We start from the raw sequence: 16,787 nt of genomic DNA, 5'->3' as shown, positions 1-16,787 counted from the left end.
TGTCTAGACTCAACGACATCTAAACGAGCCGCTTTATTAGTCTATGGTATCGAGTTGTCAGTGCCATCCTAGGCACCGTGGGGCTTTCCCCTCATGACACACGATACTTAAGGCTCCTATATTTATCTTGATTTATCACCACGATCAACGGTCCATGTCCATGAGACCTGATTTTTTTTCTCTTTCGATACCAGCCACTTACAAAATAAAAAAAACAACATTCATTCACATGACAGTAAAATTACAGAATATGACAAACCTATCAATTGAGCATTTGCTCTAGACGCTTAAGCAAAAAAAGTGCATAAATTTCCATAGACGCTACAAACACAATTGTCAAATAAATGTCATTTTTTGTTAACGCATGTCAGTTTAAAACTGGACTAACTGCTTTTCCGTTGAACGCTTGAACGCCACTATTACCGATGCACACATTAGGTAAATTATGCGACGAGAAACGAAACCATGTTAAATAGTTGTATATTCTTTACATTCATCTATTACCAGCATATCCACTTACCGCACAACCAAGCACGCTAACCCTGCCTCACATGAAACAATTCTCTAACAATAAGTAAAAGACCAGTTATATAGACATGCTTATGCGCTGCACATCAAAACAAACCACCAAAATAAGCGAAATAAACCATGACAGCGCGGATAGAGGGTGTCGCTGTCACTTGTTTGACGCTTAGACGAAACATTCGGTATATCTGGTTGTCATGCGCGCTCAGGGATAAGAGCAGTACTGAAAATACGCGCTGGAGAAATAGTCAAATGACAGGGAGCAATCAAGGATGAAGACAAGAACAACGGCACTGTCTGTTGCCATTGGTCTCGCAGTGGGATCAGTCACATTCGCCTCAACCGCTATCGCGGAAGAGTCTCAAGAACAAGCCCAAGAGTTGCAGAAGCTGAAAGTGACCGGTTCACGTATATCACGTGCTGAAGTGGAAGGGCCAAGTCCCATTACTGTAGTCAGCAGTGAGGATATTCGAGCCAAAGGCTTTAACAGTGCGCAAGACATTCTCAACAGCTTAACTCAAAATACCGGCGGTAACCTGTCGCAAACGAACTCTTTTAGTTTCACCCCAGCCGCACAGTCAGTGAACCTACGTGGCCTTGGGGCATCGCGCACACTTATTTTGATTGACGGTCGTCGCCTACCTCAATACCCACTAGCACAAAATGGCTCAACAAACTTCCAAGATATTGGCCAGATCCCCGTTGCTGCCATTGAGCGTGTTGAGGTACTCACAGATTCAGGGTCAGCCGTTTATGGTTCAGACGCCATTGGTGGGGTAGTCAACTTCATCATGAAAAAAGGCTTTGACGGTGTTTCTGTTAAAGGTCGCCATGGTCAAACAACCAGCGGGGGGTATTCAGCAGATCGTCTCGATGTGGTCGCCGGTAAAGACTTCGATTCAAAACGTGTGTTCTTCGTTGGCCAATTTGCTGGCAACGATATTCTCAAGCAAAAAGACAAAAGCTGGGCTGGTGACGATAACTCAGCACGCTCAGCCTTGAGTGGTTACTCGAGCTACGGGGCAAGCTTCGTGGATGCGAGCGACAATATCATCTTACCGAGTGAAAACTGTAAAGATTTTCTCGAGGGGGACGGCGTCGCGCGTGCGGATGGAAAATGTGGTTTTAACCGATCGTCACGTCGGACCTTAAAGCCTGAAAACAAGCAAGCTGATCTAATGCTTCGCGGTGAGTTTGATATTTCCCCTGATTTGATGGCCACTGCGGAAGCACGCTTTAACCACAAAGAAACCAACTCCACGTTTGAGCCTGGCGCATTAAAAGTCGAAACCGATGCGAGTCACAGCCGTGGAGAAGGTACCTATACTCGACGCATGGTCGAATTTGGCAATCGTGAGAGCAACACAGAATCGCGCTCTTATGGTGTCACCGTCGGGCTCGATGGCTACATGAGCGACTATAGCTGGGATGCTTATGCAAGCTACTCAGAGCAGAAAGTTGAAACGGATAATCCAGCCATTTTTGCCAGTATCGGCGATGCGGTGAAAAACGACGAAATCGATCTCCTTGCTCGTCTTTCTCCTGAGACCGTAGAAAAATACAAGGGAAAATCGACCAAAAACGCACGCACTAAGCTTTATTCAGTGAACTCCTCATTGGGTGGCGATTTAATTGAACTTCCCGCGGGCATATCGAGCTTCTCGGTATACGGCGAGTGGAACCGAACTGATTATCTCGAAACCATCGATGAAAATACCAAAAACGGCCGTTTTGAAGGTTTAGGCGGTTCATCAGGTGGTGGCGACCGAGATCAGATCGGCTTGGGCGTTGAAGCCTTAGTTCCTATAATTGAAAACCTTGAAATGACACTCGCGGGTCGCTATGACCACTATTTTGACGATTCGGCAACCGGTGGGGCCTTTACGCCAAAAGCCTCTCTAGCTTATCGTCCTACCGATACCTTGCTATTGCGTGGTAGTTACGGACTTGGGTTCCGTGCCCCCGATCTGAAACGCCTGTTCGGCGATGAGACCAAGGCATTTGGTAGCGGCTTTGACCCTGTGTTATGTGAGAATGCTGGGGGCAACGGCCCACAGGATAGCGACTCAATCCCTGAGTGTGATACCCAAAACTTCGATGTCACTTCTGGGCCAAACAAAGAGCTTGAAGAAGAAGAAAGCACCAATATTAACTTGGGCCTGGTGTGGGAGCCTGTTGAAGATCTCGGTCTGACACTAGACTGGTATCGCATCAAGATGGAAAACGTGGTCACAGCACCAAGCTATCAAGATGTAATCAATGAGCCAAGTAAATATGCCGGTGCGGAAGTGAAGCGCAACAGTGATGGCGAGATCGATAATGTGATTTATGGTCCGGTCAACCAAGCGTCCGAATTGCGCTCAGGTATCGACCTATCAGTCTCTTATTCTCACGATACTCAAAATTACGGTACCTTCAGCCCTAAACTGTCAGTGACTAAGATCATTGACGCTGAATACCGCGAGAACGATGGTGAACCGCTCATCGATGAAACCGACTTCTTACCTGAGTATACAGCCACACTAAACCTTGGCTGGGTCATGGGCGATTACAGCGTCAATGTCTTTGGTAAATACCGCGATAGTATGTGTACGAGCTATGCCAATCGATACTATTTCGATACCTGCCAAGACGCTAAAGATGCTGGACAGCAAACCAAAGTATCGAGCATGACAACTTGGAACTTGACGGCAACTTACGCCTTCAATGAGCAAGGTAAAGTCACTTTGGGAGCTATCAATATGTTTGATAAACAACCACCAGCAGATCCGCTGAGTGATACATCACCATTCTATGCCAATGACTATGACAGCCCTCTGGGACGTCAGCTCTACGTTGAAGCCGAATATAACTTCTAACTCAAACCTGGCGCGGCCTAGCCGCGCCTTATTTCTCCACAATTAACAGGTAACGGATATGGTACGTAAGGGATTAAGTAACGCCATTGTCAGTTCTCTGTTGCTGACGAGCTCGTTTGCGATGGCTACCTCTACCGATGACGTGGTGTCAGCGGTAGAAAGTAAAAATAACGCAGGGCAAGCATCGCAACAAAAAATTGATCAATACAGCGAACAAACCGACAGCATGCTGGCCGAGTACAAAGCCGTACTGCGTCAGCTCGATAGCATGCGTGTGTATAACAACCAGCTTGAACGAATGGTGAACTCGCAAAATAAAGAGCTCGCATCACTGGAAAAGCAAATTGAACAAATTGATCAAACCGCGATGGAAATCGTGCCGCTGACACTCAAGATGATTGATTCACTCGATCAGTTTGTGCAGCTCGATTTACCTTTCCAATTAGACGAACGGGAAAAACGGATTGCCAGCCTCCGCGAGATGATGGATCGCGCGGATGTCACCACATCAGAGAAGTTCCGTCGCGTGCTCGAGGCTTACCAAATTGAAGAAGGCTTCTCACGTAACATTGAGGCCTACAAAGCCAGTATGGCACGTAATGGTGACACTAAAACCTATGATTTTCTTCGCATAGGTCGAACGGCACTTTTCTTCCAATCGCCCGATGGCGCCGAAACCGGCATGTGGAATAAGCAAACCAATCAATGGGAAGCCTTACCCGAAGGCTACAGTGATGCAATTACGCAAGGGCTGCGGATTGCGAAAAAACAAGCGCCACCCGCATTGATCGAGTTGCCTGTCTTTACAGGGGAGAAGTAACCATGAAAGGAATCAAGTATCTATTTGCAGGGATTGCCGCGGTCACATTATCGCTAAGCCACGTGCAAGCCAATACCTTGGATGAGCTACTCAACCAAATTAAAAGCGAGCGCGTTACCGAATCGCAACAAAACCGCGAACGTGAAGCCGCGTTTTTAGCCGATAAAGAAAACCAAGCGGCGCTATTGGCCAAAGCTAAAGAGGAGCTCGCCTTCGAATCGCAGCGAGGTGAAGATCTCAAAGCGACCTTTGATAGTAATGATAAAACCCTCACTGAGCTTAGTGAGACCCTGCGCCAACGCTCAGGATCGCTAGGTGAGATGTTTGGCGTCGTTCGCCAGTTCTCCGGCGAATTTAACGGCTTGTTCAGCGCCTCTCAAAATGCGGTGCAATTTCCTGAGCGGGAAGCACTGCTAACCAAACTCGCTGAAAGTAAAGAGCTGCCGTCGATTACCGAGCTCGAGCAGTTTTGGCAGATCATTATGGAGCAAATGATCGTCTCAGGTGACACCTCGACCGTACCGGCCACTGTGGTGTACGGCGAAGGCAGCGAAGCCCAAGATGATGTCACTCTGATTGGTGAGTTTAATGCCATTGCCAATGGTAAATACCTGACTTATGAGCCAGAAACCGGCAAGTTTGAAGAATTAGCGCGTCAACCCGTCGATTCGATTCTCTCTAATGTTGCCGCCTTTGAGTCAGCCTCTAGTGACTATGCGCCCTTACATATCGACCCATCACGCGGGGTGATTCTGTCATTACTGGTGCAAAGTCCAAACGTTCAAGAGCGTATCGACCAAGGCGGGATTGTCGGTTATATCATTCTCGCCATGGGTGCCGTTGGCCTGCTCATTGCCCTATTCTGCTATCTGCGTCTATCGGTTATCGGTAACAAAATACGCAAGCAGAAGAAAAGTGAAGAGGCGATTGGTAGTAACCCGCTGGGTGAAGTGATCACGGCTTATAAAGAGCACCAAGGTGCCAGCCTCGAAGATCTAGAAGCCAAACTAGACGAGATCATCATGCGCAATGCACCGAAAATTGAGCGCTTTATCGGATCGATTAAGTTATTTGCATCGGTGGCACCGCTACTCGGCCTACTCGGTACAGTAATGGGGATGATTGGGACCTTCCAGGCGATCACCCTATTTGGTACGGGCGATCCTAAACTGATGGCTGGCGGCATTTCCGAAGCCTTGGTGACTACCATGCTTGGCCTTGTCGTTGCGATTCCTTTGTTGTTCCTCTACACCTTTGTCCACAGCAAAGGTCGTCGACTGGTTCAAACGCTTGAAGAGCAAAGCGCTGGCTTTATTGCGCGTTACCAGGAAAAGCTTCACACCGCTGAAAGCTAAGGAGATGTCATGCAATGGATACTCTCTGAACTAGAGTCGATTCGACACTTTCTCGGTATGGGCGGCGATGTCCTCGTCGCCATATTTATCCTGAGTGTCTTTCTATGGTGTGCATTATTGGAGCGTTGGTTTTACTTTATTTTTGTGGCACCACGCGCGGCCAAGTCGGTCGTCACACAGTGGCAACAACGCAAGGACCATAAAAGCTGGGCGTCTAAGCGGATCCGTGAGGAGCTAGTTTCACAACGTGATATTGAAAACAAGCGCGGACTGCCTATTGTCAAAGTACTGATCGCCATGTGTCCTTTATTGGGCTTACTTGGCACCGTGGTAGGGATGATTCACGTCTTTGATACGTTAGCCGTGGTAGGCACAGGCAGCCCACGAGCAATGGCTTCAGGGATTTCCAAAGCCACTATCCCGACACTTGCGGGCATGGTTGCCTCTTTATCAGGGCTGTTTTTTAGTACCCGGCTGGATCACCTCGCCAAATTATCCACGCGCAAGCTTGAAGATAAGCTTAAGCATGTTACCTCGTAAAAGGATTTAAGGTAGCGATATGAAACGACGTTATAGCAATGAAGGCAATGAAGAAGCGGCAATCGACATGACTCCCATGTTGGATATCGTTTTTATCATGCTGATCTTTTTTATCGTCACCACCTCATTTGTGAAAGAGGCGGGGATAGACGTCAATCGACCCAGTGCCAATACTGCACAAACAGTCAGTAAAGGCAACATCATGGTTGCGGTTGGTCCTGCTGGCGATGTATGGGTGGACAAACGCCGCGTCGATGTTGATGCCGTACGCGCCAATATTGAGCGTTTACGAGCGGAGAGCCCAGAGGGCGCGGTTGTTATCCAAGCCGATCAAGAGGCCAGTGCGGGTGTGGTTGTCGATGTGATGGATCAAATTAAGATGGCCGGCGTCGATAGCATCTCGATTGCAGCGAAAAGCAAGGAATAGCGTATGCGTTATTTGGCGTCAATAGTGATCGCGCTGTTCGTCTCGCTGGGGCTTTTTTGGGGCATGGATAAAATTGTCAACAAAGAACGCCATGAGCTAGCTTCTGATGACGATCAGCGAATCATCGAATTTGTGCGGATCAAACCCGAAGAAACGGTTAAAGAGAAAAAGCGTGAGCTTCCTAAGCCGAAACCGCCGAAAAAGCCACCACCACCACCGGAAATGAAAGTGACATCAACGGTGAAGCCGCAAATGGACCAGGTGGATTTAGATATGCCTGACCTGGATTTACCCGTGAATGTCAGTGGCGGATCGGTGCTGGGGCATTACAGCCAAGGCGGCGGCGGAGTGAGCGGCAACCAAGGGCCGACACCGCTTGCCACCTTCTTACCGCAAATGCCACGTAAAGCGGCACGCGCTGGGCTAGAAAAAGGCACAGTATTGCTTGAGTTTACGGTGAATGAGCAAGGCGGCGTCGAAAACGTGGCGGTGCTCAAAGAAGATCCGCGCCGCATGGGACTTCGCCGCGCGGCGCAAAAAACCGTTAAGCAATGGCGCTTTAAACCTAAAGTAGTGGACGGCGCCCCCGTTAAAGCTCGACTTTCTCAAGAAATAGAGTTTTCAATTAACTAGGATGGCCATCATGGAAAAAAAACTGACACGGATGTTGGCACTGGCCTTATTTGCCGCCAGTTTATCAAGCGCTAGCTATGGTGCGGATACGCCTGAGCTGTCCGATCGCACCTACCGTACCGTGAACAAAGTACAAAAATACATTGCTAACGAGACGTATCAAGAGGCGAAGCAAGAGCTGGCATCGGCACTCGAGCGTCGCGGTAACAAAAATTATGATCAGGCAGTACTTTTACAACAACTCGGCTATATCCATTCTATGGAAGATAACTATGCCAAAGCGGTTACCTATTTCGCCAAAGCGTTAGAAGTTGGCGCCTTGCCCGTTGCGGTCGCGCAGCAAGTGCGGTATAGCTTGGCGCAGTTGTATATGGTGCAAGAAGACTTTGGTAAAACGGTCTCACTCATGCGTCAGTGGTTCGAGATACAACTCGCTGAGGGTGAGGAAAAACCCGACGCCATGAGTTATATGACCTTGGCAAGCGCGTACATACAGCAAGAGCAGTTTAAGCAAGCGATTCCCGAGATAAAACAGGCCATTGCGCTCAGTGATACGCCGAGTGAATCTTGGTATATGATGCTGATGTCGGCCTATTATCAAACCAACGATTTGGCGAACACGGCACAAGTGTTAACGACGCTGACCACCATCAACCCGACGAAAAAGCAATATTGGAAACAACTGTCCGGTATTGAAATGGAAAGGAACAATGAAGCAGCAGCTCTAGCCGCTTTGGAGTCAGCCTATAGCTTGGGGTTACTCGATAAAGAAAAGGAAGTGTTGAGACTGACAGACTTTTTAGCCTACCAGTCGATTCCTTATCGCGCAGCGACAACCCTGGCACAAGCGTTAGACGCTGGCATTGTCGAGCGTACCAATGATCACTTAAAGAAACTCGCGCAGTATTGGCATCAAGCCAAAGAGTTACCGGAAGCGATCGAGGCGTATCGTGCGGCTTATCGTATAGATAATGATCCAAAAACCAAACTAAAGATTGCCCGACTGATGGTACAAGACCAACAGTACCAAGCAGTCATTCCCTTTGCGGACGACAATCAAGATATCGCTGGAGATGTACGCGCAGAGCTCGAGTACTTAAAAGGCATGGCGTATTTTGAGCTTGAGAATAACCAAGCGGCGCTGAAAGCGATGAAGCAGGCGGCGCAGTCTGAGTCACTCAAACCGATGGCGTCGCCATGGATCGCTTTTTTGAGTAACAGTTAAATCCCACCACTGCCGTTTCGGCTTACGTTGAACCTTTTTCGACGCCGAGCATTTTGTGCTCGGTTTTTTTCTATGTATTGACACACCCACTGACAATGATGTCGGGAGAATCACGATGACAAACAAAACCAAATGCCTGTCAGCGGCTGCACTGGCCATGACGGTTGCAACCGCACACGGCGCTGAGCAAGCGGATCCTTTCCTGTGGCTTGAGGACGTCGAGGGCAAAGATGCGCTCGAATGGGTCAAAAAACACAATAACCAAACCGACGCATATTTAGAAAAAAAATCGCAGTATGATGCCTTTTATGAAGACAGTTTGGCCGTGCTTAACGCACAAGATCGGCTTGCCTACCCGACACGACGGGGCTCCTTCTACTATAATTTTTGGCAAGATAATACCCATGTTAAGGGCATTTATCGACGCATATCGGCGCAAAGTTATGCACAAAAAGCGCCTGAGTGGGAAACCGTCATTGATATCGATGCCCTGGCACAGCAAGAGCAAAAAGATTGGGTGTTAAAAGGGGTCGATTGCTACGCGCCTGACTACCAGCGCTGTATGGTCGCCCTCTCACTCGGCGGCGCCGATGCGACGGTGAAACGTGAATTCGATATGCTCGACAAGGCATTTGTCCATGATGGCTTTACACTACCCGAGGCCAAAAGCGGGACCACCTGGCTGGATCGCGATCATTTGCTCGTAGCCACTGATTTTGGGCCCGATAGCTTAACGGATTCGGGCTACCCACGCACCATCAAACAATGGCAACGGGGCACACCTTTATCGGAAGCGACAACCTTATACCAAGGCGCTACCGACTCGGTCTCCGTCAGCGCCATGACGTTACGTGATAGCCACAGCCGAGTGACGTTAATTGCAGAGGGTATGACCTTTTATTCGCAAAAGCTCTTTTGGCTAAACGCAGACGATCTGGTGCCATTGGCATTACCCGCAGATAGTGAAGTCATGGGTTATTTTGAGGGGCAATTGTTTTTCCAGCTAAAATCTGACTATCGCCAAGGAGAACGCACATTCCCGCAAGGCAGTGTTGTCTATGCCTCAATGACAGAGCTTGCCAAGCCGACCCCGGCTTATCAATTACTTGTCAAACCAACGGCGTCTGCCAATATTGAAGCGCTAGACGTCACGGCCGAGTACCTTGTGGTCAGCTGGCTCAATGATGTTACGTCGCAAATACAGCTATTCCGTCCACAGGATACTGGCCAGTGGCACACTCAGACGGTGGCAATAGAAGATAATGCAACGCTCTCGGTCTTTAATGCGACGCCTGAGCACCATGACTTTTTTGTCGACGTAGCCAGCTTTCTGATCCCACCCTCGATTTATCAAGTGACCCCAGGTCGCCAAGATCCCCGCGTGATTAAATCGACTAAAGCCAAGTTTAATTCGGACGATCTTCAGGTGACACAGCAGTTTGCAACATCAAAAGATGGCACCGCCATTCCTTATTTTATCGTGGCGAAAAAGTCACTCGACCTGGATCAGTCCCACCCGACATTGTTATATGGTTACGGTGGATTCGAGGTCAGCTTGACACCGCACTACAGCGCGGTAACGGGGAAAAATTGGCTCGAGAAAGGGGGCGTTTATGTCCTCGCCAATATACGCGGGGGCGGTGAATATGGGCCCGCTTGGCATCAAGCGGCGCTTAAAGATCAACGCCACAAAGCCTATGAAGATTTTGAAGCAGTGGCAGAAGCATTGATCGCGTCCAAAATCACCTCACCAGCCCACCTTGGCATTCAAGGAGGAAGCAACGGCGGGCTTTTGGTCGGCGCAACCGCGATGCGACGGCCCGATCTTTACAACGCGGTCGTGTGCCAAGTGCCCCTATTGGACATGCGTCGCTTTAACCAGTTGCTGGCCGGTGCCAGCTGGATGGCAGAGTATGGAAACCCAGACAGCGATGATGACTGGGAATACATTCGCACTTATTCGCCATATCATAATATTGAAGCTGAAACGGCTTACCCGCGCATATTTTTTACCACATCAACCCGCGATGATCGCGTTCATCCTGGCCATGCACGCAAAATGGTCGCGAAAATGCAGGAGATGGGGCATGACGTGCTCTATTTTGAAAATATGGAAGGCGGGCATGCAGGCGCATCCAACAATACCACCCGTGCCAAGATGCTCGCGCGGACCTATACGTATCTCGCCGACCAGCTCGGCATGGAGTAAGTCTTAGATGGCGTCCGTCAACCATGAATCACCCCATTGATTAAGGGTTGGTAATTTTCAGCAATCCTCTACAATTGGTGCGACTATGCCGAGCATGCCAGTGCTCGGCTTTTTTCACCCTATTAATGTAAAGAGTGCCTGATGGAGTCTGCTTCTCGCGCAAAACGCTTGTTCTCGACCACCCTACCCATGCTGTTTGGCGTACTGTCACTGATGAGTTTTCAACTTGTCGATAGTGCCTTCATTGGTCAGTTGGGCGTGCTCCCCCTCGCGGCACAAGGCTTCACCTTGCCCATTCAGATGATCATTATCGGCATTCAAGTCGGACTCGGGATTGCGACCACGGCGGTGATCTCGCGCGCGCTCGGGGCCGATCAGTGTCGCTATGCCAAACAACTAGGCGGCCTGATTTTATTTATTGGCACCACAGGCGTGGCATTGTTTGCCGGCTTGCTCTATGCCTTACGCCACCCGATCTTGATGTTGCTCGATGCGCCAGACAAGGTATTTCCGGTGATTGATAGCTACTGGCAAATTTGGTTGATCAGTGCCTGGACAGGCGCGGTGCTTTACTTCTTTTATAGCCTAGCACGCGCTAATGGCAACACCATGTTGCCCGGCTCCATGATGGTGGTGACCAGCTTATTAAACCTTGCGCTCGATCCGGTGTTTATCTTTTGGCTCGATTGGGGCATTAATGGCGCGGCCGTCGCCACCTTAATTGCGTTTGGCTCAGGCATCGCCATTGTCGCGCCCCGCGTGTTTGGTAAAGGTTGGGTTTCGTTTGACTGGCAAGACTTAGACGTCACACAAAGTGTGCGCTCGATTGGCCACATTATGGGACCGGCGATGATCAGCCAGCTGCTGCCGCCGGTGTCATCTATGCTGGCCACCAAGCTGCTCGCCAGCTTTGGCTCAGCGGCAGTCGCCGCCTGGGCACTGGGCTCGCGCTTTGAGTTCTTTGCCATTGTCTCGGTGCTGGCGCTGACCATGTCGATGCCCCCCATGGTGGGTCGTTTGCTGGGTAAAGGCGATCTGACCGAAGTCCGCCATCTGGTCAAGTTAGCCTGTCAGTTTATTCTCGGCTTTCAATTGCTGATTGCCGTGGTGACCTGGCTTGCCGCCGCTCCCCTCGCCGACTTGATGACCAGCGATCAACAAGTCACCGATATCTTGTACACTCACCTTACGCTAGTGCCGTTTAGCCTGGGCGCTCTAGGGGTGTGTATGTTGATGGTGTCGATTACCAATGCATTAGGCCGCTCATACACCGCGCTGACCATTTCTGCGCTTCGCCTATTTGCGTTTTTCCTGCCCTGCCTCTGGCTGGGGGCACAAATTGGCGAGCTGTTTGGCCTGTTTGCCGGTGCCTTAATCGGTAACCTCCTTGCGGGCGCAGTGGCTTATGCCATGTACCGACGTACGCTGGCTAAACTCATGGCGAGCGAGTAGATAGCCAAAAAGTTAACCTTGGGGCATCGGCTCAGTCGCACATAGACACGCCGTCAATCCATCCCTGGAGGCTCCGCCGCGCCATCCATGGCGCGGAGGGTCTGCTTAGCGAAATAAGCCGAACCGAACCCTCTCTAGCGTTTGCCCCCAACGAAAAAAGCCCGCTAATAACAGGCGGGCTCAAAGGGTAAATACTGTTAACGCGCGGGGTTAATAACCCAGTTGCGTTAAGGTCGCTTCAATGTCTTTACCGTCGCTATCGGTTAAGGCTTTAACCGCCACGTTAGGACGGTTGGTAAAGAAGCCATCCACGCCACGCTCACGGTAACGAATCAAATCTTCGCGATCGTCCAGGGTATACATGTGCATCAGCAAGCCTTTTTCATGGCTCATATCCACCATCCAAGACTTCGCCAAGTCCATATAGCTAAACTGGCTTGACCAAGCATCATCAAAGTTGGCTTGGGTGCCCGACGGCCCCACACCGATGGCACCGTGCTCCTTGGCATAATCCAACCATTCTGCGTAGCCGGCTTTCGAGGCCACTTCTTGGCGCGCATAGTACTGAGCGTAAGACTCATCATCCGCTTTCGGCGCGCTGTCTTTGGTGGGAATGTAGCCATCGCCTGCCCATAGCAGCAAGATTTTTGGCACATTCGGCATCACATCTTGCAGTGCTTCAAGGCTCGATTTATTAAAGGTCTGTAGGATCACTTTGCCTTTGGCGTCGTCATCTAACCAACCATGCTCGGTCAAGTCTTGCTTCAAATCCTGCTCAATCCCTGGGAAGAACTCCGGCACCTTGGTTTCAATATAAAGCCCGGGCTGATGGGCACAGTTTTCGGCGATTTCACGTACCTGATCCAGCGTTACTAGCTTCAAACCACGGAAGCTCTCACGCGCACGCTCTGGGTATGAATGATTAAACCAGCTGCCCGCATCCAGCTTTTCCAGCTCTGCCCAAGTAAAGGTATTGACCGGGTCGCCGGCACGCTCAGGATAGACTGTCTCAATATTGGTGTTGCGCTTAAGGTTGTCGTCATGCACCGCGATCAGTTTGCCGTCTTTGGTGCGCTGCAGGTCAAGCTCGAGATAATCGGCGCCCACTTCACAGGCAAGTTGGTAGGCCGGCAAGGTCGACTCTGGCGCATTGTAAGAGTCACCACGGTGAGCAATCACCGCATGATCAGCAATGCCAAGTTGTTCGCTAAGCGTACTGTCACTGGCTTGAGCAAAAGAAGAGAAGGATACGGCACTGGCTACACTCAGGGCAGTAGCTGTCACGCTCAGGGTCGCTTTTAATGATGTGTTCAACGGAAACTCCTTAATGTCGTTGAAATTAGCGAGATAATTAAACGCTTGTTCAATTACCGAGACAGCATAGCAAAACCCTGATTCAAAGCGAAAAAAACTAAAAACGCCCACAACAACGTGGGCGTTAGTCGGGCTATGAAGCTAGCGGCCAGAGTGACTCAACCGCCTGCAGAGGGCGTTGGTCGGGATTAGATAAATAGTGGGGGCGCAGTGGCAACCCACTAAAGGGCGTCACCGGTTTATTCTCCACACTGTTATAGACAAACATTAAAATCGAACGTGGGTCGTTGGCGATATTATCGGGTGAGCCATGCATCAAGTTACAATCATGGAACACCAAGGTACCGGCTTGTCCCGTTACCGAGGCGATACCCTTGTCATCGAGCAACGCTTCCATGGTCTCTGGTTTAGGCACACCCAGCATTTGTTTTTTCAGCGATTGCTGATAGTTCTTCTCGCCGGTATTGCCTTCACAAGACGCATAGTGATGGTGCGAGCCGGGGATCACATATAAAGGCCCATTATGCTCGGTGTTATCGGTTAACATTAGCCATACAGTCACGGCTCGCATCCGTGGCATTCCATCCTCAACGTGCCAAGTCTCGAAGTCAGAATGCCAAGGAAACGACTTGCCTTTAAACGCAGGCTTAATATTGACGCGCGATTGCATCAAATATGCATCCGAGCCCAAAATTTGCCGAACTTTATTGAGAATGCGCGGATCACGTGAGAAGCGATCAATTAAGTCACTGTAGGCAAAGGGTTTAAAAATAGTACGCAGCTCGTCACTATCCGGCTCGGTATATAGCTCTTCATAGCCGGCCATATCATCGCGTAAACGGGTGATTTCACGTTTAAGCGGTGCCACCATTTCCGGCATATAGTCATTCATCACCAAAAAGCCTTGGCGATCAAACGTATCCAGATCACGTTGGCTCAAGCTATGCGGTACCTCTGGCTGCGCACCGCCGTACACAACAGGGTCTAGACGTGGGGAGAGGGTTTCTTTTCCATTGACGCGTGAGGGATACAAATCGGGTGTACCTTCCATTATTGACACCTCCTTCATGTCGTTCGTTTTTTAGTGATATCTTCTCGCTATTTGAGGCCCAAACGGGCATTGAGTGGAATACAGCTTCACATCGGGGCGACTCGATAGAAATCAACCCCGAAGCGAGTTTCGGGAGCAGCCTAACAGGTTAGCAATCGAGAGTGAACCTTTGTCATCCATGCTCGCGGACAAAAGATATCCTCTTCTTTTTAAAGTGAAAAACGAATAGGGACAGTAACCGTTATTGTCGAGCCCGGCAAGACATCTGGCGGCGTCGGCAACGGGGACGCACGCTTTACAAGCTCCTTAGCCTCTTCGTCTAAACTCTCAAAGCGGCTCGAGGTTTGGAGTTTGACCGATTGCACCTCGCCTTGGCGATTGACGGTAAAGGTTACCCGAGGCGAGCCTTGCTGTTTGAGTCGCCGAGCAAATCGAGGATAGCGCTTATAGTAAGCCAAGTGCGCGTGAACCCGTCGCTGCCAATTCAACTTCGCAACCTTTCCCTTTACGGTTAGCTGTCCTTGCGCTGGGCCTGTCACTTTTTCACTGTGTGTTGGCGCATCAACATGTTTCGGCGCGCTCGCCTCTTGCGCGACCGACGATGCACGTGACGTTTTGGGGCTTTCCTTTGGTTTGGGGCGAGGCTCAGTCGTTTGCACCTTGTGTGTCTCAACCGTTTTTTTCGTCTCTATCGCTTTAGGCTGCTCCTTGGCAGGACGTGGGACAGACTGCGGCTGTTTTTGCACTTGCGCGTTTTTCTCATCTTGAACCACAGGCGTCGCGTTTGGCGTCGACATCACTTTTTCCGGCACCGCCTCAGATGCATGAGCAGGCTGACTGGCGCGTTGCAGTTTGCCCTCTTGCACATCGTGCTGTTCCACCTTTGGGGCTGACACCTCTGGTGCGATGACAGAAATGGCAATCGGCATCGCGGCGGGAGGCGGTGCGAGCGTGCGCGCCGGTGTCCAAAAGTACGCGATCGCCACCCCAAGGTGGAGACTGACGCTCACTGCCGCCCCCACTAACCAGCCTTTTCGCGTGCGGTCTAACTCAAAGCCTTGCGGCAACCCAGCCAATACCGTCATGAGGAACGCGATGCTGACTGCGCAATGCCCACCAGCCCGACTTGCTGATAACCCGCTTGACTAAGCGTATTAATGACTTCCAACAGTGACTGATAAGGCAAGGTTTTATCGGCCCGCAAATATAAACGGGTTTGTTTGTTCGCCACCCATTGAGGCAACTTCTGACTGGCTTCCTCAAGGGAAAACGCAGGATGCTCATCAACTTGCAGCATTTGTCCAGAGCCTACAGACAAATACACAGGCTGACTGGGCGATGCATTCGGCTTCGCCGAAGAGGTGGGTAAATCCACCGGCACGCTGACGGTTGCAAGCGGGGCCGCAACCATAAAAATGATCAGTAACACCAACATCACATCGATAAATGGTGTCACATTAATCTCATGGTTTTCTTGTAGTTCATGGTCTGACGAGGAAAATTGAAAGCTCATCTCTCTACCCTGCCTGTCGCCACGCCAGTTCAGTTTGCGCATTGCACTCACTGTCGAGATCGCGGCTCACCAGTACCAAAATAGCCACCGCTAAATCCCCCATTTGAGCACGATAAGCAGCCAATGCACGGGTAAAATAGTTGTACACAATCACAGCTGGGATCGCCGCGACCAAGCCAAGAGCGGTTGCCAGCAGGGCTTCAGCAATCCCGGGCGCCACCACGGCTAAATTAGTCGTTTGCGTATGCGCAATGCCAATAAACGCATTCATGATCCCCCACACGGTACCAAACAGTCCCACAAAGGGAGCGACGGACCCGATCGATGCCAGCACCCCTGTGCCGCGATTCATCATGCTAGCCTGTGCCACCTGCACCCGCTCCAACCGTGCTTGTACCCGCTCTTTAACGCCTTGACTGACTGCATCTACTTGTTCGGTTAGTGCAAGCTCGGTTTGCGCCGCACTAAGAAACGCCAGCCCAGTGCCCTGATGACATGATGCCGCCGCTTTGGCCGCCGCAAAGCTTTCAGCGTGAGCGCAAAGTGACACCAGTGGCGCTAAGCGGCGACGTGCACGACCGAGTTGCCACTGCTTAGTGACGAGTACAGCCCATGTCACGCCGGAAGCCGCCAGCAATATCAGCATGACCGCTTTAACGATAGGATCCGCAGCCTGATACATACCGAGCGGAGACAGTGCATCAACGGACAAATGGGTGGCCTGCGAGCCTGAAGCGGTCACCACTGACCCGCTCTCCGCAGGTGCCGTGGATTCACTCGCCTGCACATGCACCGTGATGACCAAGAGCCACAGCCCCAGTCCTATCCAATATCGCTTCATTTTGAGTCCTTATTATCCATGCGT

General features: G+C 50.5%; 14 protein-coding genes. 9 read left to right on the top strand and 5 right to left on the bottom strand.

Translation table 11 applies throughout. The features are described from left to right. The first annotated feature begins 797 nt into the window (after positions 1–797). The 9 genes from FCN78_RS00700 (at position 798) to FCN78_RS00660 (ending at position 12,044) form a co-directional block, all read left to right on the top strand. Positions 798–3,383, top strand: coding sequence for a TonB-dependent receptor plug domain-containing protein (locus FCN78_RS00700; RefSeq protein WP_077659123.1), 2,586 nt, complete (start codon positions 798–800; stop codon positions 3,381–3,383). A gap of 58 nt (positions 3,384–3,441) precedes the next feature. After that, positions 3,442–4,203, top strand: a complete 762-nt coding sequence (locus FCN78_RS00695; protein ID WP_077659122.1) for a DUF3450 domain-containing protein — start codon at positions 3,442–3,444, stop codon at positions 4,201–4,203. A gap of 2 nt (positions 4,204–4,205) precedes the next feature. Next, complete coding sequence (locus tag FCN78_RS00690; RefSeq protein ID WP_069361942.1) at positions 4,206–5,558, top strand: MotA/TolQ/ExbB proton channel family protein; 1,353 nt, start codon at positions 4,206–4,208, stop codon at positions 5,556–5,558. A 9-nt stretch (positions 5,559–5,567) separates the two neighbouring features. Beyond that, the gene (locus FCN78_RS00685; protein WP_069361943.1) at positions 5,568–6,098 is read left to right on the top strand and encodes a MotA/TolQ/ExbB proton channel family protein; all 531 of its coding nucleotides are present in this window, start codon (positions 5,568–5,570) and stop codon (positions 6,096–6,098) included. A gap of 19 nt (positions 6,099–6,117) precedes the next feature. After that, on the top strand, positions 6,118–6,525 hold the full coding sequence (locus tag FCN78_RS00680; RefSeq protein WP_077659121.1) for an ExbD/TolR family protein: 408 nt from the start codon (positions 6,118–6,120) through the stop codon (positions 6,523–6,525). Between the two features lie 3 nt (positions 6,526–6,528). After that, on the top strand, positions 6,529–7,158 hold the full coding sequence (locus tag FCN78_RS00675) for an energy transducer TonB (RefSeq protein ID WP_069361945.1): 630 nt from the start codon (positions 6,529–6,531) through the stop codon (positions 7,156–7,158). 10 nt (positions 7,159–7,168) lie between these two features. Next, on the top strand, positions 7,169–8,383 hold the full coding sequence (locus FCN78_RS00670) for a tetratricopeptide repeat protein (protein WP_069361994.1): 1,215 nt from the start codon (positions 7,169–7,171) through the stop codon (positions 8,381–8,383). A 115-nt stretch (positions 8,384–8,498) separates the two neighbouring features. Next, entirely contained in the window at positions 8,499–10,592 is a 2,094-nt protein-coding gene (locus tag FCN78_RS00665; RefSeq protein WP_077659120.1) for a prolyl oligopeptidase family serine peptidase, read from the top strand. Positions 10,593–10,733: 141 nt separating this feature from the next. Next, entirely contained in the window at positions 10,734–12,044 is a 1,311-nt protein-coding gene (locus FCN78_RS00660) for an MATE family efflux transporter (protein WP_077659119.1), read from the top strand. Positions 12,045–12,254: 210 nt separating this feature from the next. Here the strand turns inward: FCN78_RS00660 and FCN78_RS00655 are convergent, their stop codons facing one another. The 5 genes from FCN78_RS00655 to exbB form a co-directional block, all read right to left on the bottom strand. After that, on the bottom strand, positions 12,255–13,358 hold the full coding sequence (locus FCN78_RS00655) for a glycerophosphodiester phosphodiesterase (RefSeq protein ID WP_235607564.1): 1,104 nt from the start codon (positions 13,356–13,358) through the stop codon (positions 12,255–12,257). A gap of 133 nt (positions 13,359–13,491) precedes the next feature. Further along, positions 13,492–14,409, bottom strand: coding sequence for a phytanoyl-CoA dioxygenase family protein (locus FCN78_RS00650; protein WP_077659118.1), 918 nt, complete (start codon positions 14,407–14,409; stop codon positions 13,492–13,494). 209 nt (positions 14,410–14,618) lie between these two features. After that, positions 14,619–15,494: an energy transducer TonB gene (locus FCN78_RS00645; RefSeq protein WP_077649609.1), complete on the bottom strand. Its 876-nt coding sequence runs from the start codon at positions 15,492–15,494 to the stop codon at positions 14,619–14,621. Beyond that, complete coding sequence (locus FCN78_RS00640; RefSeq protein WP_069361951.1) at positions 15,491–15,922, bottom strand: biopolymer transporter ExbD; 432 nt, start codon at positions 15,920–15,922, stop codon at positions 15,491–15,493. The genes FCN78_RS00645 and FCN78_RS00640 overlap by 4 nt, the downstream gene beginning before the upstream one ends. A gap of 4 nt (positions 15,923–15,926) precedes the next feature. Further along, positions 15,927–16,763 carry a tonB-system energizer ExbB gene (exbB, locus tag FCN78_RS00635; protein ID WP_077659117.1) on the bottom strand — a complete coding sequence of 279 codons (837 nt, stop codon included), beginning with the start codon at positions 16,761–16,763 and terminating at the stop codon, positions 15,927–15,929. Between the last annotated feature and the right edge of the window lie 24 nt (positions 16,764–16,787).

This window comes from Salinivibrio kushneri, assembly GCF_005280275.1.
Lineage (GTDB): Bacteria > Pseudomonadota > Gammaproteobacteria > Enterobacterales > Vibrionaceae > Salinivibrio > Salinivibrio kushneri.
Note: the sequence above shows the minus strand (reverse complement) of the source record. Positions and strands in the feature narration are given on the sequence as shown.